Here is a 16,971-nt window from a genome sequence, read left to right as displayed (position 1 = left end):
GTAAATTTGATACATAGGCGCCTTGGTTTCATGTTGTCTGACCCCTCAAAGCAGGTTCAACCGCTGAAAGGTCCATCCGGTCGAGCCATGGCCGAATCCATGGACCCGAGTTTGCTGGAGGGCTTTCAGGCCCACTTCAACATGGAACGCCAGGCCCATGCGACCTATTTCGCCGCTGCCATCTGGATGGGTGAACGGGAATTGCGTGGATTCTCAAAGCACTTCAACGATGAAGCCAGGGGAGAGCAACAGCACGCAGCCAAGGTTGCTGACTACCTGATCGCACGCGCACAATCCCCGGAACTGCAGGCCCTCGAGGCTCCTGATCAGTCCTGGAAGTCAGTGCTCGACGTCACGTGCACCGCATTTCTGACGGAAAGAGATGTAACAACGTCGCTCCAACAACTTTTAATGGCGGCGGAACAGGCTGGAGACACACGCAGCACCGTGTTCCTCGAAACAATGGTCGAAGCACAGATCAAAGCCGAACATGAAGCTGCTCATCTGCTTGGACGAACAAAATTCGCTGATGGCCAAGCAGCTGCAGTGCTGATCATTGACAACGAACTGAGAGAGGGAATCGTCCATCCCGCCCAGCTGGAGTGATCAGTTCAGCGAGAAACGACTCTTCAGCAGTGCCCGACGGGTGACTTCACTGACGAAATCCACAGCCACAGGATCGATCAGGGCATCGCGATCCAGTCCTGCGATCAACTTCTGGAGTTCTCGGAGATGTCTTTCAATCTGAGCCTGCTCAGTGTGCAGTCGTTTCAACAGGGACTTGCTGAGGCACAGGTTGCATTGCTGAGTGATCTGACGGCTCCGCCTGGAGCAGCGATCTGCATCACGGCAGAGCGATGTCATGAGATTGCTGCCCTGGCGGGTGATCACAGCCATCAGAGATGAGTCAGAGGTGCGGTGCTGATCATGTCGATCGAGAAGTTCATGGTGAATTCCCCACCGGAACAGTTCATCTGATCCACATTTCTCCACTTGGAGACCTGACGTGTCGTTGTGACGCGTGTGGCTCCGATCAGCTCACCAAGGCGGTCATGGGTCAGGCGGAAGGGCAGCTGGAAGCAATCGCTGCAGCGCTTGCCAAGTCGATTGACCAGCAGAGCAAAGAGCGCATGAAGCCTCTGTTCAGCCTGGCCGAGGTGACGGATGCGCAGAAGCTGCAGCGTCCATTCATTGACCGCGTCCATACCGACCTCATCGTCAGATGAAACGCTGCGGGCCAGGCGAAGGTCTGTGAGAGCTTCAACGCAGATGCCTTCGCTGCAGAGGCGATCTGTTCTGAGGCGATCACCGGCCTGGAGAAAAGCGAGGGTCATGCCCTCTGTTTCCTCGCAGGGGCAATAAACGCGGCAGAAGCCTTCGTGGACCTCAAGAATGCTGCCTTGGCCAGCAGAAGCCGGGTCGATCAACACGGTCTGGTGACGAGGCATCGTCATCAATGCCACGGGAGCATCGGGAAGAAACCGGTAAGCCGAGAGAGTCATGGACGGATAACGTCCTGCTATTGAGAATCGATCTCGACTCTAGAAGCAAAACTGAGCTTCATGCAAGCGATTCTCAGGAGCAGTAGGGGTTCATTTGAGCCATTTGCTACCGGAGGTCCCGACAAGACGCCGGCTTTGAAGTAGAGAAGACAACCTCCACAACCGGCCAAATCCCACTTGACAGCTGCAAAAACCGCTATCGAAGCGATCGGCGGAACGGCAAGGCAGGTCCGGAGCAGCCAAGAAAATTGCTGTCGATCAGCCGTAGCACCTCGTTACATATGGGCTCCGTGCGTCCGCAAATCGCAATCAGCGCCTATGCCAGCTCAGGCCCAGGCCTCAACCATCAAGCCCTGGAGCTTTCCCAAAAAACACTGACCGGCAGCTGCTGAACAGAGATCCGCCGGTCAAGCAGGAACTTCATGATTGAGAGAAATGATGTCTTGAACGAAAGCAGCCAGACTGAAATTCAGAACGAAGGCAAAGCCCTAACAACAACGGGATCACCAACTCAAAAAGATCAATACATTTGATACTGGAACTGCAAAGGGTGAATTTCGCTACGTGCAGATGTTGAGCTTGGATCCGCACTGATTCATGAGCACAAGTAGACATATTCCATCAAATCCAGGTTTATGGATCTGCCGGAACAGTGCCATCACGGATGCCGCAGAGCCCAGGCAGCTGCACTCCAGAACTGGTGCATGGGTCAACTCTCAAAGCTCACTCTTCAGGGGCGAGAAAATGATGCCCGAGCATTAACACAGGAGCATCTTGAAACCTTGATCAAAATCGATATCAGCACAATTATGTGGATGCAAATCAAGAAAGTGGGCTGAACAAGCTGATCGTTTTAAATCAGAAAATCGGTGTCAATGTCAACTCAATACCACCTATGAATAATGATATTTTAAACATCCAACGCTGTTGAAATCAATGTAGACCAGTTCAATTCCGATCGGTGTCATGCCAACAGCAACAATACAAGTATTGATAGTGCTCAGATCTGCAGGAGGATCTCACAATAAATAAACGAACCTGCTGCAACTCAGAGTTGCAGCAGGCAGTGTTAAAAACCGAGCCAGTCAAGATTGTCTGAACAGGTGATGAGCAGACGATCTGCAGCCGATCAGAACGAAAAGGTCACGCCAGTGCCGATGTGGTGGTTCCAGCCCTTGCCACCCTCTGAGCCCCAATCTTCAGAGCTGTAGACAGGTTCCCAGTGAGCAAACAGAGCAATGGTGTCCGTGATCGGATATTCAAGCTCAAGCTCAGCGCCCCAGTCGGTGCGGGAAGAGAGACCTGAATAGCTGCCTGGCACATAGAAACGAGGTCCACCAGACAGTGTGATATTCAGCAGGTCAACGTTGAAACCAAATCCAGGCCAGACATCGGTGTAGTTGCCGATATAGGTGCTGTCGGATTCCCATCCGGTTCTGTTTTCAACGGAGATGAAAACGCCGTCGATCACATCTTCTAATCCATCACCCAGGGCAAAATTCACATCGCCGTCACCAAAGGCGTATGTGATGTTCACACCCACTTCGTTCTTAAGACCTTCCCCGAACTCTTCTCCGGGACCTGTCACGTAGTAAGGCATCCAGGCAACCTGGAAAGCCAGCTTTTCATTGGGCTGATAGCGGGCAGCCAGATAACCACGAACATCGGTGCGCTTGAACGGTGCGCCTGATCCATGCGCATGACCATGGTGGTCGTCATGGCCGTGGTCAGCATGGTCGCCATGGTCATCGTGATCGTCATGGCCTTCATGGCCGTGACCAGCGTGGTCGTCATGGTCATCGTGATCGTCATGCCCCTCATGACCGTGGCCAGCATGGTCGCCATGATCATCGTGATCGCCATGGTCCTCATGACCGTGACCAGCGTGGTCGTCATGGTCATCGTGATCGTCATGGTCCCCATGACCGTGACCAGGGTGGTCGTCATGGTCGTCGTGACCATGAGCGTGAACCACCCCATAGAAGTGTTCAGCCTCTCCATACACGAGAGAAGGTCCTATGGAACCTTCAATGGCGAAAACACCGTTGTTGGGCAATCCCCATTCGAAGACATAACCAAACTGACCATCAATGGCGTAGTGCTCAGGCTTGCCATCGAGGTTGGTTTCCATACCTCCATGACCCTCAATGGTGATCACCGGAGTCACCCGGAATTCACCCTCGGGCACTTGTTCGCCACCACCATGTCCGCCATGGGCATGAACACCACGGATTGCAGTGTCACCGGCCAGCAGCAAGGCAAAAACCGCGGCGGCATTCAGGAACGAATGACGAGAGAAGAGCATCGGATCAGAAATTCGGAACAACGTGCAGATGAATCAGCGAATTGAGGCCCATCTCTCCTGAAGCTGAGCTGCACCGTTTTCATCACAACGACCGCCCTGGGCAACAACGAAGGTGCAGATGTTTCCGGTTGCTGTCTGTACAAGACTTTTCCCTGGAGCCTGGCCATCAGCGAACAGGGGCTTGCCGGCAAGTGGAACGCCACTGGCCTTGCTGATCCGTCGCATCGTCTTGGAAGGAGGCAGTGCTTCAGGGAAGATCACCTTGGTTCCGGATTTCTTGATCGCCTTGCTGATGGAACTCAGGCTGGAGGGGCGCATGCGGCCACCGGTGGCGTATTCATCGACGACCGGAAGCTCGCGAATGCCGAACCGACGGGCCAGGAAGGAATAGGCACGATGCCCCGTAATCAGAACTCGCTGTTCAGCAGGCACTGTCTGAATCTGTTGCCCGGTCCAGGTTCCCAGTGAACCGAGCACTGAATCCATGGCAGCACGGCGCTGGTCAATCGCGGCGTCCTGAGAGCCGCTGAACACAGGCTTGAGCTTCGCCGCAGCCGCATTGGTCATGGATGCCGCGATGGCGGGGTCATGCCAGAGATGCGGATCATTCAGGGGATTGCTGGGAACGGCAATTTCGCCAACGGAGACGACCGGACCACCCGCTTTAACGCCTTTGAGAGCGGGGGTGAGGTTGTAACCGTTCAGCAGCACAAGCTTGGCTTTGCTGAGATTGCTGCGGTCAGCCGGCCTGAGGGCCATCGTGTGCGGGTCTGCGCCCGGCGGGATCAGGCAAATCACTCGGGCCTGATCAGCCACCAGCTTCTTGGTGATGTCGCAAAGAACGCCATCAACTGCAACAACCGTGGGGGCTGAAGACGCAGCTGCTAACAGGGTTCCTGCTGCTGCCGTGACGAGAGGGACGGGCAAGGTGCGACAAAATATCTCTGGAAATGATAATCATTCTCACCAACCTCGCAAGTCATGCCGCATTGAGAGGTCGCAGGCCTGGCAGACAGAGCAGAACCATGCAGACCACTCCGATCAGGGGGCCTGGAGGCAAGTTGAGAGGAACAGCCAACAGGAAGCCCACGGCACTCAGGGCCAGGCCCACCGATGCCGACTGGAGCATTGCGGCACGCAGACTCCTGACTCGCCAGAGGCCCGGAAGCACAGGGGCGCACAGCAGGCCGATCACCAGAATCACCCCGACAGCCGCCATCGCACTGACGATCACCATGGATGTGACCAGTGCCTGAACCAACTGCAAACCCCGGACCGGCAAGCCCGCTGCCTGGGCACCCTCCGGATCGACACCCAGAAAAACCAGTTGCCTGTAGCGGCTCAGCAGCAACACAGCCATCGCAGCGGCAGCAACAAGAACCCGGCACATGTCTGCCCAGTCGACGATCAGAAGATCGCCGAACAGAAGAGCCTCCAGATCAAGGCGAATGTTGAGCACCGGAATCAGCAGCACACCGAGGCCGAGAAAGCCTGCAAGCACGGTGTTGATCACAGCTTCCTGTCCAGCTGGTTGTCCCCGCTGCATGCGCTCAGCCGCAAGAGACCCCAACAGACCGCTGATCACACCGCCGATGGCCGGGTCCACACCGCATGCCACCGCGATGGCAACTCCGGGAAGAACAGCGTGGGAAATCAGATTCGCTTGCAACACGCGTCGTTGTGTCACCAGCAGAGTGCCGGTGACCGGACAGAGCACCCCAACAAGCAAGGCCATCAACAGGGGAACCAGCCAGAGATCAAGCTCACTCATGGCATGACTCCTGGGAAGCAGGGTTGCGGCCGAGGATGCGACGCACCTGCTCGGGACAACCATCAGCCACGACACTGCCATCGAGGACAATCACGCGGTCAAAGAGATCGAGAGCCGCGCCCCAGTCGTGGTTGCTCACCAGCAGCGTCTGACCTGAATCAGCAAGTTGACGCATCAGAGCAATCAACTGCTCACGGGAGGGCGGATCAATCGCGGCGCAGGGTTCATCCAGCAACAGCACCCTCGATGGCTGCACCAGCGTGCGTGCCAGCAATGCCCGTTGCTGCTGACCTCCCGACAAGGCATCCAATCGGCGAGTCGCCAGCGTTTCCAGACCAACGCGTTGCAACGCCGCTTCCCTGTCACAACAACCGAAGGAGCTGTTCCCCATCTCTCCAAGAGCCACGAACTCACGCACGGTGATCGGGAATGACCAGTCGATCCGCCCACGCTGCGGCATCAGCACCACGCGGTCACGGCAGCTCTGGATCGGCATGCCATCGCAGGCGACCCTGCCGGCGGAGGGGGACAACCGGCCCTGCAGCAGATGCAGCAAGGTGGATTTACCGGCACCGTTAGCGCCGACCAGAGCCGTGAGCGTTCCGGCTTCCAGGGTCAGCGAGACATCATCAACAACGACATGGTTGCCGTAGGAGACGGAAAGACCCTGGGCAACAAGAGGCGGCACCCCCACGGTCAGTGAGAACGATTCTCACTCAACCTATCGAGTCGGATCAGAAAAGTCAGTCAGAGCACCACCGGCAGGCAGCCAACGCGCCAGCACAGCCGGTTGATCGAGCACCTCGAGACTGAGTGTGCTGCCGGCGATCAAAGCGATCCGTCCATGATCGGCCTCAGGCTTCTGCACCACCGTGAGCAGTCGATCACTCACCGGGTCGTAATCGAGTTCCGACCCCGAACTCAAACGCCAGGGCCCGAGGGAGCGTCGTCGAATCTCCCGACCCTCGCTGTTGAGCTGCAGGAGCACATCCTCGGTGCGCAGACCGGCATCGCGCAGCACCAGCCAGAGTCGATCACCGCCGTTATCGCAGGCCGCCGCCATCACGCCGGCCTCACCCAGCCAGACCTGCTGTGGAGGGCGGGCGGGAATCACCAGCTCAAGGGATCGGCGGTAATCAGGCCAGTGACGCACCAGCAGAGCGCGACCGGAACCGGAACAGAAGGCCTTCACCTCCCGGCTCCCAGGCAGCGACTGTCGTGATCCTCCATCCAGGGATGGATTGAGTGGCAACAGCTCGAGACCGTCGTAGGACGGCAGCACCAGCCCGTTGCCATCGGGCAGCAGACGCAGAGGACCGCTGGCCTCAAGATCCAGTTCCCGTTGTTCGTTGCCTCTGGACTGAATCCAGACACGATCACTTTCCGGCTCAAACCCGCCGAGCTGAACCAGTAATTCACCGAGTTGATTGCTGCTCAGATGAGCAAACAGCAGTGATCCAGAAGCTCCGGATTCCAGCTCTTCCAGACTGCCGAGATCAGGATCACCGAGACCCTGCTCACGAATGCTCAGTGCACGCTGACTCAGGTGACGCAGAAGCACACGCTGCCGTGCCTCACTGTCATCACTGACCAGTCCCACCCCGGTGCCGTTGCCCAGTGGTTCAATCTGCAGGATGCGCTCCTGCACAGGAGCGAGCGGCTGCCAACGTCCATCCCGCAGGCGCAGCTGCAACTGTTCTCCATCGGCGCTGGGAACCACCGCCAGCAGATGAGGCCTGGGGTTCCACCAGACCACTTGCCTCTTCAGGGACAACTGCCTCAGATCCTGACCAAGCAGACCCAGGCGCAGTGGCCCCTCAATGGGTTGGCCGGCGTCCACCAGAAGCCGCAGCCGATTCTGTCGACCCAGCCAGCTATGAGAAAGATCCGGAGCCAGGGAACTGGCTGCGACAGTGTCGCGATTCATCGGCCTGCTGAAGGTCACATCCAGCGCAGCGGCTCCGGAACGAAGCGGCTGAATGGCCACGGAGTGAAGCCAGGGTGGACGTCGCAACAGAATCTGCTGCTGCACAACAGCCAGACCGGCCAGAGCCGCAAGGCATCCGAACAACAGCCGCGGACGAGCTGGTGAAGCCTGCAGGGTCATGGTTCGAGCGGGCGATCAGGCCTGGGAATCAGAGTCATCCGGTTGGGCTTCACCACACTGACCGGAACCCCGTTGCGCTCCTGCACGATCATCGTTCCCTCAATCGAAAACCATTGATCCGGCTGAGGATTCGCCTCTTCCGGCCAGTCCACCGGCAGACCGGCTGGCGTTGCATCCGCCAGGCAGCAACGCACGGTCAGGCGGGCCAGCTGCAAGGGTTCGCCGGGGCGATCGAGAACAAAACCACTGATCCTCACAGGATCACCCGCATGCAACTCCGGATCAGGCTGACTTCGAAGCAAACGCACCCACTCGGTCAGCGTGCGCTGCTCCGGAGGCAGGAAAAAACTCAGGCTTGGAGCCGCCGGAAGACTGTCCGGGCGGCTTGCGGCCAGATCACTGAAGGAGGGTTCGGGAGGCATAACAAGGATCAGCAACGCCACGCCTGCGGACAACAGCCAGACCAGTGGCGCAACTCCTGCGCGACGCCGACCGAGCAGCCGCAACTGCAGCAGTCCGAGCAGCATCAGAACCACACCGGCAATGACGACCACCGGGTGAAAGGCCGCATTCAGCAGCAGATCCAGCCGGGAGGACAGGCTGCTCCACACCAGCACCCAGCCCCAGAGCGTGAGCACCAGTGGGGGAAGAACTGCGGAGCGACGCAGATGACGCAACGACCTCATCACGGCTGACACCTCATCAGATCTGAATCAGGTTCACCCACTGACCAATCAGCAGAACCATCAGTGATGCAGCCAGCGATGTGATTGCGATGGCTCGCGGGGTCAGCAAAACAGTGAACAACCCGGCCAGTTTGAGATCGACCACCGGCCCCAGCAACAGAAACGCCAGCAAGGCTCCCGGAGTGACCTGGGCGGCGAAGCCGAGGGCCAGAAAAGCATCCACACTCGAACACACCGAGACCACCAACGCCAGCAACATCAGGGCAAGAACCGAGAGCGTCGGCGCACTTCCCAGCGCCAGAAGCCAGCTGCGCGGAAGCCAGGTCTGAACCACTGCAGCCAGTGCACTGCCGAGCACCAGCAAGGTGAGCAGGCTGAGGAATTCCCTGGTGCTGTGAGACAGAAGCTCATGCGGTGCAAGGGCTGTTGTCTGGGATTGCCTTTCAGGCCTGGCAGGGCCCACGCCGACCATGCCTGTTCGGCGTTCCAGCAATCCGAGGCTGGACAGGGGCTGACTCAGCCTCCGCTCTTCCAGCAGAGCAGCCTGAAGCAGGCGTGATTCAGGAATCAGTCCCAGCAGAGCGCTCAGAGCCAGTGCAATCGCAAAAGCACCAGCAGGCCTGGCCCAGAGCAGCCAGGTCTTGTCGGGAAATGCCGCCCATGTGCTGGCCAGAACAATGGGATTGAGAACCGGCGCAGCGAAAAGAAAGCCGAATCCCGTACCGAGCGGTGCGCCGCTGGCCAGGAGGCGACGAGCCACTGGAACATTGCCGCATTCGCAAGCCGGAAGGGCAAACCCGAGCAAGGCTCCAACGATGGGTGCCAGCAGGGGATTCCTCGGCAGACGACGGACCCAGGCCGACTGGGGAACCATCCAGCGGGCCAGTCCTGCGATGGTGACGCCGAGCAACAGGAACGGCAGCGCTTCAATGAGCAGACCCTGAAAAATGGCCCAGGCTGTGGCGAGACGCGTCATTCAGCTCAGGGCCCTTCAGCCACAACCGCAATCGGTGGTCGAATCAACCTAGGAATCATCAGCTGCAATGTCGACAGCGCACTCCTGAGCGGATCAGCTGCTGAAAGAGAAGAGACACCTGCGGTTCTCACCACTAACGTCCGGCATGTGTTGTCGGCCTTGTCTTTCTGATGCGGCTCTCGTGGCGATGGGTGATAAGTCCGCTGATGGCAGTCGTCATGATTCTGGCTCCCGCACAGACTATGGCCTGCATTCCCGGCCTGCAGTGGGGAATGGACAGCTCCACTGTTGAAGAGCGTCTGAACGTTTCTCTGGAGACAGCTCGCTCACTCGACGCGGATTCTTCGGTTGTTTATCGCATCAGCAGCCAGCACATCGGCGACATCCCCGTTGAAGAGCTTGATCTGCGCTTCAGCGATCAGGGCCTGGAACAACTGGTGTACAGCCTGCCGAGCGATTCGATGACTGAAGTGCTGGCAGGCCTGAGAGCCCGCTACGGCTCCCCTGTCAGCACCACGGTCAACCATCTTGGACAGATTCCTCAACAGATCTGGATCTGGAACACAGAAGAAGACTGCATCACTGCGGTTCGAGCCGCAGTCCGAGCCGAGGATCAGAAATTTCTGCTGAGCTACCGGCCGAGTCGACTCAGGCCATCACTGCTCTGATGACCTGAAGCGGTGATTGGAATCAACAGGCTGATCAGTGAGCGCCCTTGCCATGAAGTGAGCAAGGCATCCATCGACCACCCATCTGGTGAGCCCCCTCGCAATCGAAACCAGGAGCAGCGGCTTCAGCCTCAGCTTTTGTGCTGAACAAGGCTTTCTTGCCCTGGGTACTGGTGGATTGGCCGGAAAGAAGCATGCCGGTGTGATCGTCGCCTGGAACGTGGTGGGCCCGGGCCGATTGTGCTCCAACGAGCGTGAGTGCGGCCAGGGCGGCCAGGGAACCCCGAACGACGGATCGGTTGGAGAGGAGCATCAGGCTGGACTACGCAGATGTGTTTGACCCATTCTCCAACATCAGCCCAGCCATTGGCACCCCCTTTACGAACTAACGAGCATCAAATGGTGCTGATGAATGATGCAGGAGGATGCGAACCGAGCCATCCATTTCACGGATGAACGTCCAGGTTTTCTCCGGAGCTGCCGTTTGTCCTTGAGCATCAGTGAGGATCACCTGCCCCATCGTGTTTGCAGTGTTGCCTAGTAACTGCATCACATAATCCTTGATCTCACATCTGACCCAGTGGCGATAGGTGGCGAATCCCAGCTTCTTGTCTCTGAACTGAGGGATTGTGGGATCCGGCCCCACAAAGTAAGCGAGTGCACCATCTCGGCTGGTGCGGAAGGTCTCATCACCGATTGAGTAGGTGGGCTTGAAAGCCACAGGCCCGAACTTGTAGGCGTAAGCCGTATCGATCACGGCCGCAGCCTTGGCTTTGGCCGCGTCATAGCCACCGTTCTGGTAGGCAGCACTGATGGCCAGCAGGGCATCGCACCAACCTTGCTGGATTTGATTGACCTCAGCTTCAGTGATTGCAGTGTTGAACACCTGAACCACAGGCTTGGCCTGAACCTGTGAGCACATCAGGGATGAGACTGCACAAGCAGCAGCAAGAACTGATGAGCGCTGCATCAAAGACATTGAACAGATCGTGGCTATGCGCTGTGTAGCTAGATCACAAGGTTGAGCACACGATCAGCTCAACCCTCATGAAGAGGGGCGACAGAGAATTCCGTGGCGTGGCGCCAGCAGAAATGCCAGCAGGAAAAGTCCGGTCTGGACGAGAACGATGCAGCCTGCCGTGGAGCTGTCGGTCCAGTAACTGAGGTAAACACCGAGAAGACTGGAGAGCACGCTGCTGCCGATCGCCAGCCAGGTCATGCGATCAAAGCGATCAGTGAGCAGGTAGGCCGTCGCGCCCGGCGTCACCAGCATGGCCACCACAAGAATGATGCCAACGGTCTGAAGGCCAGCGACTGCCGCAAGCGACAGCACCGACAGCAGCAGGTAGTGAAGCAGACCGGTGTTGATTCCGATCGAGCGGGCATGGGTTGGATCGAAGCAAAACAGCAGAAGATCTCTTCGGAACAGCAACAGCAGCGCCACAACAACAAAACAGATCATCCAGGTCTGCTGGATGTCGGCCGCGGAGATCCCCAGCACGTTTCCGAACAGGATCTGGGTGAGATCGATATTGCTGCGCGTCTTCGAGACCAGAACCAGACCGAGAGCGAAAAACCCTGTGAACACAAGACCGATCACCGTGTCCTCCTTGATTCGCGACTTCTGCTTCACGAATCCGATGGTGGCTACAGACCCCACTCCGAACACGAAAGCCCCCAGTGAAAAAGGCAACCCAAGGGCATAGGCCAGCACCACACCGGGAAGAACCGCATGGGATACGGCATCCCCCATCAGGGCCCATCCCTTGAGCGTCATGTAGCAGGAGAGCAGACCACAGACTCCTCCAACAAGCGCGCTGATCATCAGAGCGCGAACCATGAAGTCGTGAAGCAGTGGTTCCAGCAGGAATTCAGGCAAGGGTGGGCTCCCTTCTTTCCCTGCTCTGTTGCTGAGCCATCGCCACCAGACAGAAAGCCATCATCGAGAGCTTGATGCTCATGGGGTCTGTCCCCGCAGCACATCGGGGGGGAGACCGCCGAAGGCCTGGGAAAGATTCTCCGGTGTGAACACCTCAGACGTTTCTCCGTAAGCCAGCACGGTTTTGTTGATCAACACCACAACATCACAGAATTCACGGACATGACTGAGGTCATGGGTGGAGATCAGAATCGAACAGGACTGACTGCGCAACTGCAGAAACAGTTCAGCCATGAGCTTTTCAGTGCGCACATCAACGCCGTTGAAAGGCTCATCAAGCAGGAGCACCGAAGCGCGCTGGGCAATGGCTCTGGCCAGAAAGGCCCTTTTGCGCTGGCCACCGGAAAGGGCTGAAAGCGGACGATCCCTGAGATCCAGCAGTTCAACACGCTCAAGGGCATTGCGCACCGCCAGGCGATCGGACTGACGTGGAATGCGCAAAAGGTTCATCGAGCCGTAGCGGCCCATCATCACCACGTCCCATACGGAAACAGGGAAGTCACAATCAATGCCCTCGCTCTGGGGCACATAGGCCACAGCCTGTTCCCGCTGAGCTTCAGCCACCTTGAGTCCGTTGATGCGGATCCGTCCCCGGGACGGACGGACAAAGCCTGTGAGTGCCTTGAACAGTGTGGATTTGCCCGCTCCGTTCATCCCCACCATTCCGCAGATGCAACCTGCGGGCAGCGTTAAAGATGCGTCGTAAAGCGCGACGGAGCCGTTGTAATCGACACAGAGTTGCTCGGCTGCGATCCGAATGGTCATGGCGTTGGATCGGCGGCGGAACCCAGCCCTGCTCGAATGAGTTTCACATTGTGGCGCTGCAGATCAAGCAGTGTCGGGGCAGGACCGTCGCTTTCCGACAAGGAATCGACATAGAAGCTGCCACCGAAACGACTGCCGGATGCCCTGGCAACCTCGCGCTGGGCTTTGTCACTGACAGTGGTTTCACAGAACACTGCTGGAACCTGATCCCGTTTCACCCGTTCAATCAACCGACCCATGCGGCGTGGTGAGATCTGGCTTTCAGCGTTGACGGGCCACAGATAGGCCTCCTTCAGGCCGTAGTCGCGCGCCAGATAACTGAACGCTCCCTCGCAGGTCACCAACAGACGCTGCTCGGGGGGAAGAGCCTGGAGCGAATTGCGCAGCTCACCATCCAGCGCCAGAAGCCTGGCTTTGTAAGCCTCCCCATTGGCGGCGTATTGCGATGCGCCCTCAGGATCGAGCTCTGAAAAAGCCTCAACGAGGCGGTCGACATAAGTCTGAGCAGCCTGTGGAGACATCCAGGCATGGGGATTGGGTTTTCCGGCGTAGGCGTCCTCCTCGATCAACAGTGGTTGAACACCATCGCTGAGGGTCACGGTGGGCACGTCACCCGCCGCTTCGGTGAAACGTCTGGCCCAGAGTTCAAGACCCAGTCCATTTTCGACGATCAGATCGGCACCTGAAGCACGTTCGATATCGCTAGGAGTGAACTCATATCCGTGAATTTCAGCTCCCGGCTTTGTGATGGACTCCACGCGAAGCCTATCGCCGGCAACATTACGGGCCATGTCAGCGAGGATGGTGAACGTGGTCAGAACCTTCGGCCGGCTGTCCTGGGCGGAATCAGGAACAGCGTTCTTTGCGGGATCAAGCCGCGTCGCACTGCCACAGGCAGCTGAAATCAAGAGCAATCCCACCCAGATCAGTGAAGTGCTCAGACTTCTCTTCAACACCCTCAAACAGCACTTCCCGATAGCCATCGCCTGAGCTTAAAAGAGTCCTCCAGATCAAGGCATTGCCATGACAGCTGCCAGCCACCGAACGCGTGTTGTGGTCGAATCGAGTGTTGGCGACAAAGGGACAACAAACAGGTGAAGCAAATATGGTCACCGGGGTGACGATCAGTCATCAAAATCCTGATCATGCTTGTTCATGGCTTCCACTATCAGGTCATGGATCATCAGCTTCACTTCCATGTTGCTGTGATGCACAACAAGGCGTTGAATCGCGTAATAGATGATCAACATCACCGGAAGAATCAGAACACAGACGATCTCAAACATGGTGACTGTGCTGCGTACCGGCGGACATGAGCCGGCTCAATGCATGCCTTAGTCGACATGATGGCCACGATCAGGACCTGCGGCAGCACTCACCCGAGGCTGCGGTCATTGCCTAGAACGACTGTCGAAGTGTCGGATGACACGGTTTTCTGTGCTTCAAACCTCTGCAGGACGGAGTGGTGGAGAGCTCAGTGATCGGCTTCAGATTCCCCGATTGCTGCGCCGCGGTTTTTATGGCGCCTGCAGCGTTCAGAGCAGTAGCGCACTTCGTTCCAGACATCTTTCCATTTTTTGCGCCATTGAAATGGCCTGCCACAGACCGGGCATGTTTTTGAAGGACGATCGCGTGGGCGTTTCATCAATGCTGAATTGAATCGATGAGCTCGTAAAACGTTTGAATCAGGTGCAAAAACTAAAGCACCCGCAGAAGGCTCCGGGACTCTGAACAAGCAACCTCGCAGATCTCAACCTCAGACCGATGGATGCAAATCCGATCGAACCGGAACAGAACCAGTAATTCTTTAGCAAAAAGAAATACCTATTTGAGAAATAAGAAGCTGGCAGTCCTTCAACCAGCAATTGTCATAGTTTGAACACATTCTGTTTCTGGTGCGACATGGCTCTTCATCAATCGGCCGCATCCTGTTTCATGCACTGGAGCGTACAACGCGTCACCAACAATCTGTTTTCAGTGTCAGCCACCAGTGATGGGCATGATTACACCCACGTGGGCAACTATCGGTCGGTTGAAGACGCCAATCGCGCTGGACGACGTTTTGTGACATCGATGGCACATCAAAAAGCCCATAACGTCCACAGCAGCAACGAAGTCAATCCTGTTCAACAACATCACCTGACCAGTGGCACCCTGCGTGGCTAATCAAGGGACAGACGTCAACAAGCCTTATGACTTCTGGTGACCAATGCATTTCAATCCATCCCTATTTTCGAGTTCCACCCGAACGCGATGATGCAGTAATGAAGCTCTGTGAGCAGTTCGTCGATCGTTCAAGCCGGGAACCGTTATGCCTTTATTACGGGTTTACCAAATCAGAACAGACACTCCACTGCCGGGAAGGGTACCGCGGTGCAGCTGGCGTCATTGCACACCTGGACAATGTGGGCGATTTACTGCAGGAAATCATGGAACTGTGCGAGCTCTTCAAACTTGAAGTGCATGGCGAATCAGACTAGCTGGAGAAACTTAAACCAGTGTTAAAGGATTTTTCTGTTGAATATTTTGAATTTAAAACGGGTTTCAGAAATTAGGATTTAAAAAGATTAACCATTGAATACCGTATAGTTCATTATTTAACTGGATTAATCAGGACCATGATGGCAAATCCATGAAACAACATGGTCCTGATTATCCATTTTCCGGAGGTCGATCAGGGATTGCAAGATCGCGCTCTTGGCTGACCCGATGCTGAAGATCACTGAAACGCTCATCCTTTCCAGGAATGGAAAACCAACGGCGTCTCCCTCCGACGACAATAAAATCCTTGGGATCAGTATTCTCTTTTCTGTCCATCGGACCCCCTTTTCCCAGATACCCCAGGATCAGACTTTTAACTATCAGAACCTAACGAGAACTGGATATGAATGAGGCCTAATCACAGCTTTTTCATCTGAGTTTAAGCTTTCAGTCAAACTTGAGTCACAAGCAATGAAAATCCGCAGAACAGTGATGAGCCCCCCCGACAACTGAAAGTCTGAAACGATGGCTCTGTTCAGGAGCCTGATCAGACCCCGTTGCGGTCACGATGAGTCATCAGCGGATGATTGCGGCCTGCAACTCAACCTTTGTTTTCAGACACTAGTGGCGACATGCCACATCCACAAACTGAAAAAATTTCAGAGGAATTCAGCGATGAAAAAATGACACGCTGATCCATACACCTGCTCATGAGCTCAGTCGAAACCATGAGTTCGGCCAACCTCTCAAGTTGCAAGACGGCAATGAAATCTTGGCAGACACAGCAAGCGTCGATGGCCTGCTGCTCAGACAGCAACCCCAGACACTCATTGCTTAAAAATCACCTGCCGATGGTGATCGATGAACCTTCTAATTCTCACAATCACCTGACCAGCGCGTTTAGACTCTTCCCTGGATTAATTTCCCCATGGTCGAGCTCTACCTGAACGCTAAATTGCATAACCGAATCAGCGAAGATGCTTACCGATCAGTGCTGACGCTGAAAAATCTCGATGATCAGGATCTGAAGCTGCGCAGTGATCTACTCAGACAGGTTGACAACGGATCGATCAGGCTGACCTGAACTGTTGTCTCAAGAATCATGTCTCCATTAATAATCAACACAACAAACGCTTCAATCATTACTGCATGATTGAAGCGTTTGTTGTGTTGCAAACTGAATGTTGTTCAGAATGAAAGATCAGCTGATCAACATCCAGAGCAGCGAGAGAACCAAGACACCCACACCAACCCCAAGGGAAGCAAGCAGCAGCAAACTGCCTCCTGCAAACCAGACGAAACGTCGAAATGTCTGTGGGAACAGGAGATGCAGAGAAATCCCAGCAGCCACAGGCCAAAGGGGTGGCAATACTACGCAGATCACGGTGAACAGCGCCAGCTTTTGACGACGTTGAGAGTTCTGCTCCTGCTCCTTGCGAATCAACCGTTTCTCGTGGTCGATTTGCCTGAGTTCGTCATCACTGAGCCAACGCCCCATTTCCTGGGCCGTGGACAGTTCCCGCTCCAACTGTTGTGATGCCATCGAATTAGCCATACAACAATCCTATTCAGCGGTGGTTTCGTGCGTCGCTTTTCAGCCAGGACCTTTCCAATGAGGCTCGCATCTGGTCAGGGTTGAGCGATTCAAGACGCTGACGCTCCTTCGCTTTGGAGCGAAATGGGCCTGTGAGTCGCCAGAAGCGCACTGCTGAAGCAACAGCCACAACGGCCCAGGCCAGGAGAATCCAGCGCGGATCATGCAGATTCATCG

General features: G+C 56.2%; 24 protein-coding genes. 6 read left to right on the top strand and 18 right to left on the bottom strand.

Annotated features, from left to right (window positions below):
- Positions 1–87 precede the first annotated feature (87 nt).
- Positions 88–606: a ferritin gene (locus SIB83_RS14175; protein ID WP_413746215.1), complete on the top strand. Its 519-nt coding sequence runs from the start codon at positions 88–90 to the stop codon at positions 604–606.
- Here the strand turns inward: SIB83_RS14175 and SIB83_RS14170 are convergent, their stop codons facing one another.
- The gene (locus SIB83_RS14170; protein WP_413746214.1) at positions 607–897 is read right to left on the bottom strand and encodes a hypothetical protein; all 291 of its coding nucleotides are present in this window, start codon (positions 895–897) and stop codon (positions 607–609) included.
- Entirely contained in the window at positions 897–1,502 is a 606-nt protein-coding gene (locus SIB83_RS14165) for a Crp/Fnr family transcriptional regulator (protein ID WP_114992061.1), read from the bottom strand. Before SIB83_RS14165 ends, SIB83_RS14170 begins: the two co-directional genes overlap by 1 nt.
- Before the next feature lie 704 nt (positions 1,503–2,206).
- Between SIB83_RS14165 and SIB83_RS14160 the strand changes: the two genes are divergently transcribed.
- Positions 2,207–2,341, top strand: a complete 135-nt coding sequence (locus SIB83_RS14160; RefSeq protein WP_413746213.1) for a hypothetical protein — start codon at positions 2,207–2,209, stop codon at positions 2,339–2,341.
- Positions 2,342–2,631: 290 nt separating this feature from the next.
- On the opposite strand, the gene SIB83_RS14155 is transcribed toward SIB83_RS14160, so the two are convergent.
- The 7 genes from SIB83_RS14155 to SIB83_RS14125 are packed head-to-tail and all read right to left on the bottom strand — an operon-like array spanning position 2,632 to position 9,347.
- Positions 2,632–3,807, bottom strand: coding sequence for a hypothetical protein (locus SIB83_RS14155; RefSeq protein ID WP_413746212.1), 1,176 nt, complete (start codon positions 3,805–3,807; stop codon positions 2,632–2,634).
- A 33-nt stretch (positions 3,808–3,840) separates the two neighbouring features.
- Positions 3,841–4,734, bottom strand: coding sequence for a metal ABC transporter solute-binding protein, Zn/Mn family (locus SIB83_RS14150; RefSeq protein ID WP_413402092.1), 894 nt, complete (start codon positions 4,732–4,734; stop codon positions 3,841–3,843).
- 52 nt (positions 4,735–4,786) lie between these two features.
- Complete coding sequence (locus SIB83_RS14145; protein ID WP_413402090.1) at positions 4,787–5,578, bottom strand: metal ABC transporter permease; 792 nt, start codon at positions 5,576–5,578, stop codon at positions 4,787–4,789.
- Positions 5,571–6,272, bottom strand: coding sequence for a metal ABC transporter ATP-binding protein (locus tag SIB83_RS14140; RefSeq protein ID WP_413402088.1), 702 nt, complete (start codon positions 6,270–6,272; stop codon positions 5,571–5,573). The genes SIB83_RS14145 and SIB83_RS14140 overlap by 8 nt, the downstream gene beginning before the upstream one ends.
- Before the next feature lie 27 nt (positions 6,273–6,299).
- Positions 6,300–7,685 (bottom strand): hypothetical protein, encoded by a 1,386-nt coding sequence (locus SIB83_RS14135; protein ID WP_413746211.1) that lies wholly within the window; start codon positions 7,683–7,685, stop codon positions 6,300–6,302.
- On the bottom strand, positions 7,682–8,371 hold the full coding sequence (locus SIB83_RS14130) for a TIGR03943 family putative permease subunit (protein WP_413747385.1): 690 nt from the start codon (positions 8,369–8,371) through the stop codon (positions 7,682–7,684). The genes SIB83_RS14135 and SIB83_RS14130 overlap by 4 nt, the downstream gene beginning before the upstream one ends.
- 16 nt (positions 8,372–8,387) lie before the next feature.
- Complete coding sequence (locus SIB83_RS14125) at positions 8,388–9,347, bottom strand: permease (protein WP_413746210.1); 960 nt, start codon at positions 9,345–9,347, stop codon at positions 8,388–8,390.
- 206 nt (positions 9,348–9,553) lie between these two features.
- On the opposite strand from SIB83_RS14125, the gene SIB83_RS14120 reads away from it, so the two are divergent.
- Positions 9,554–10,015, top strand: a complete 462-nt coding sequence (locus tag SIB83_RS14120) for a hypothetical protein (RefSeq protein ID WP_413746209.1) — start codon at positions 9,554–9,556, stop codon at positions 10,013–10,015.
- Between the two features lie 34 nt (positions 10,016–10,049).
- Here SIB83_RS14120 and SIB83_RS14115 read toward each other — a convergent pair whose 3' ends face one another.
- From SIB83_RS14115 to SIB83_RS14085, 7 genes are all read right to left on the bottom strand, one after another.
- A complete protein-coding gene (locus SIB83_RS14115; RefSeq protein WP_413746208.1) occupies positions 10,050–10,328 on the bottom strand; it encodes a DUF3721 domain-containing protein in 279 nt (92 codons plus the stop codon).
- 72 nt (positions 10,329–10,400) lie between these two features.
- Entirely contained in the window at positions 10,401–10,985 is a 585-nt protein-coding gene (locus tag SIB83_RS14110) for a hypothetical protein (protein WP_413402078.1), read from the bottom strand.
- Between the two features lie 75 nt (positions 10,986–11,060).
- Entirely contained in the window at positions 11,061–11,855 is a 795-nt protein-coding gene (locus tag SIB83_RS14105) for a metal ABC transporter permease (RefSeq protein WP_413406375.1), read from the bottom strand.
- Positions 11,856–11,972: 117 nt separating this feature from the next.
- Positions 11,973–12,713, bottom strand: a complete 741-nt coding sequence (locus SIB83_RS14100) for a metal ABC transporter ATP-binding protein (protein ID WP_413406373.1) — start codon at positions 12,711–12,713, stop codon at positions 11,973–11,975.
- Positions 12,714–12,715: 2 nt separating this feature from the next.
- Positions 12,716–13,702 (bottom strand): metal ABC transporter substrate-binding protein, encoded by a 987-nt coding sequence (locus SIB83_RS14095; RefSeq protein ID WP_413746207.1) that lies wholly within the window; start codon positions 13,700–13,702, stop codon positions 12,716–12,718.
- 141 nt (positions 13,703–13,843) lie between these two features.
- Positions 13,844–14,005 carry a hypothetical protein gene (locus tag SIB83_RS14090; protein WP_413746206.1) on the bottom strand — a complete coding sequence of 54 codons (162 nt, stop codon included), beginning with the start codon at positions 14,003–14,005 and terminating at the stop codon, positions 13,844–13,846.
- A 188-nt stretch (positions 14,006–14,193) separates the two neighbouring features.
- On the bottom strand, positions 14,194–14,364 hold the full coding sequence (locus SIB83_RS14085) for a DUF2256 domain-containing protein (protein WP_413402072.1): 171 nt from the start codon (positions 14,362–14,364) through the stop codon (positions 14,194–14,196).
- A gap of 257 nt (positions 14,365–14,621) precedes the next feature.
- Here SIB83_RS14085 and SIB83_RS14080 point away from each other — a divergent pair, with 257 nt between their 5' ends.
- From SIB83_RS14080 to SIB83_RS14070, 3 genes are all read left to right on the top strand, one after another.
- The gene (locus SIB83_RS14080) at positions 14,622–14,885 is read left to right on the top strand and encodes a hypothetical protein (protein ID WP_413746205.1); all 264 of its coding nucleotides are present in this window, start codon (positions 14,622–14,624) and stop codon (positions 14,883–14,885) included.
- 26 nt (positions 14,886–14,911) lie between these two features.
- Positions 14,912–15,199, top strand: a complete 288-nt coding sequence (locus SIB83_RS14075) for a putative quinol monooxygenase (protein ID WP_413746204.1) — start codon at positions 14,912–14,914, stop codon at positions 15,197–15,199.
- Between the two features lie 929 nt (positions 15,200–16,128).
- The gene (locus SIB83_RS14070) at positions 16,129–16,284 is read left to right on the top strand and encodes a hypothetical protein (protein ID WP_413746203.1); all 156 of its coding nucleotides are present in this window, start codon (positions 16,129–16,131) and stop codon (positions 16,282–16,284) included.
- A 117-nt stretch (positions 16,285–16,401) separates the two neighbouring features.
- Here SIB83_RS14070 and SIB83_RS14065 read toward each other — a convergent pair whose 3' ends face one another.
- A complete protein-coding gene (locus SIB83_RS14065) occupies positions 16,402–16,755 on the bottom strand; it encodes a hypothetical protein (RefSeq protein ID WP_413746202.1) in 354 nt (117 codons plus the stop codon).
- 13 nt (positions 16,756–16,768) lie between these two features.
- Entirely contained in the window at positions 16,769–16,969 is a 201-nt protein-coding gene (locus tag SIB83_RS14060; protein WP_413402066.1) for a hypothetical protein, read from the bottom strand.
- Positions 16,970–16,971: the final 2 nt, after the last annotated feature.

It is taken from the genome of Synechococcus sp. MIT S9507 (assembly GCF_047304715.1).
Lineage (GTDB): Bacteria > Cyanobacteriota > Cyanobacteriia > PCC-6307 > Cyanobiaceae > Synechococcus_C.
Note: the sequence above shows the minus strand (reverse complement) of the source record. Positions and strands in the feature narration are given on the sequence as shown.

Excerpts from the sequence above, each read along its gene's own strand:
- SIB83_RS14060 (WP_413402066.1), bottom strand. The coding sequence starts at position 16,969 with ATGAATCTGCATGATCCGCGCTGGATTCTCCTGGCCTGGGCCGTTGTG.
- SIB83_RS14130 (WP_413747385.1), bottom strand. The coding sequence starts at position 8,371 with ATGAGGTCGTTGCGTCATCTGCGTCGCTCCGCAGTTCTTCCCCCACTG.
- SIB83_RS14155 (WP_413746212.1), bottom strand. The coding sequence starts at position 3,807 with ATGCTCTTCTCTCGTCATTCGTTCCTGAATGCCGCCGCGGTTTTTGCC.
- SIB83_RS14085 (WP_413402072.1), bottom strand. The coding sequence starts at position 14,364 with ATGAAACGCCCACGCGATCGTCCTTCAAAAACATGCCCGGTCTGTGGC.
- SIB83_RS14170 (WP_413746214.1), bottom strand. The coding sequence starts at position 897 with ATGGCTGTGATCACCCGCCAGGGCAGCAATCTCATGACATCGCTCTGC.
- SIB83_RS14135 (WP_413746211.1), bottom strand. The coding sequence starts at position 7,685 with ATGACCCTGCAGGCTTCACCAGCTCGTCCGCGGCTGTTGTTCGGATGC.
- SIB83_RS14175 (WP_413746215.1), top strand. The coding sequence starts at position 88 with ATGGCCGAATCCATGGACCCGAGTTTGCTGGAGGGCTTTCAGGCCCAC.
- SIB83_RS14105 (WP_413406375.1), bottom strand. The coding sequence starts at position 11,855 with ATGGTTCGCGCTCTGATGATCAGCGCGCTTGTTGGAGGAGTCTGTGGT.
- SIB83_RS14065 (WP_413746202.1), bottom strand. The coding sequence starts at position 16,755 with ATGGCTAATTCGATGGCATCACAACAGTTGGAGCGGGAACTGTCCACG.
- SIB83_RS14090 (WP_413746206.1), bottom strand. The coding sequence starts at position 14,005 with ATGTTTGAGATCGTCTGTGTTCTGATTCTTCCGGTGATGTTGATCATC.
- SIB83_RS14125 (WP_413746210.1), bottom strand. The coding sequence starts at position 9,347 with ATGACGCGTCTCGCCACAGCCTGGGCCATTTTTCAGGGTCTGCTCATT.
- SIB83_RS14145 (WP_413402090.1), bottom strand. The coding sequence starts at position 5,578 with ATGAGTGAGCTTGATCTCTGGCTGGTTCCCCTGTTGATGGCCTTGCTT.
- SIB83_RS14165 (WP_114992061.1), bottom strand. The coding sequence starts at position 1,502 with ATGACTCTCTCGGCTTACCGGTTTCTTCCCGATGCTCCCGTGGCATTG.
- SIB83_RS14110 (WP_413402078.1), bottom strand. The coding sequence starts at position 10,985 with ATGCAGCGCTCATCAGTTCTTGCTGCTGCTTGTGCAGTCTCATCCCTG.
- SIB83_RS14160 (WP_413746213.1), top strand. The coding sequence starts at position 2,207 with ATGGGTCAACTCTCAAAGCTCACTCTTCAGGGGCGAGAAAATGATGCC.
- SIB83_RS14070 (WP_413746203.1), top strand. The coding sequence starts at position 16,129 with ATGGTCGAGCTCTACCTGAACGCTAAATTGCATAACCGAATCAGCGAA.
- SIB83_RS14075 (WP_413746204.1), top strand. The coding sequence starts at position 14,912 with ATGACTTCTGGTGACCAATGCATTTCAATCCATCCCTATTTTCGAGTT.
- SIB83_RS14115 (WP_413746208.1), bottom strand. The coding sequence starts at position 10,328 with ATGCTCCTCTCCAACCGATCCGTCGTTCGGGGTTCCCTGGCCGCCCTG.
- SIB83_RS14095 (WP_413746207.1), bottom strand. The coding sequence starts at position 13,702 with ATGGCTATCGGGAAGTGCTGTTTGAGGGTGTTGAAGAGAAGTCTGAGC.
- SIB83_RS14080 (WP_413746205.1), top strand. The coding sequence starts at position 14,622 with ATGGCTCTTCATCAATCGGCCGCATCCTGTTTCATGCACTGGAGCGTA.
- SIB83_RS14120 (WP_413746209.1), top strand. The coding sequence starts at position 9,554 with ATGGCAGTCGTCATGATTCTGGCTCCCGCACAGACTATGGCCTGCATT.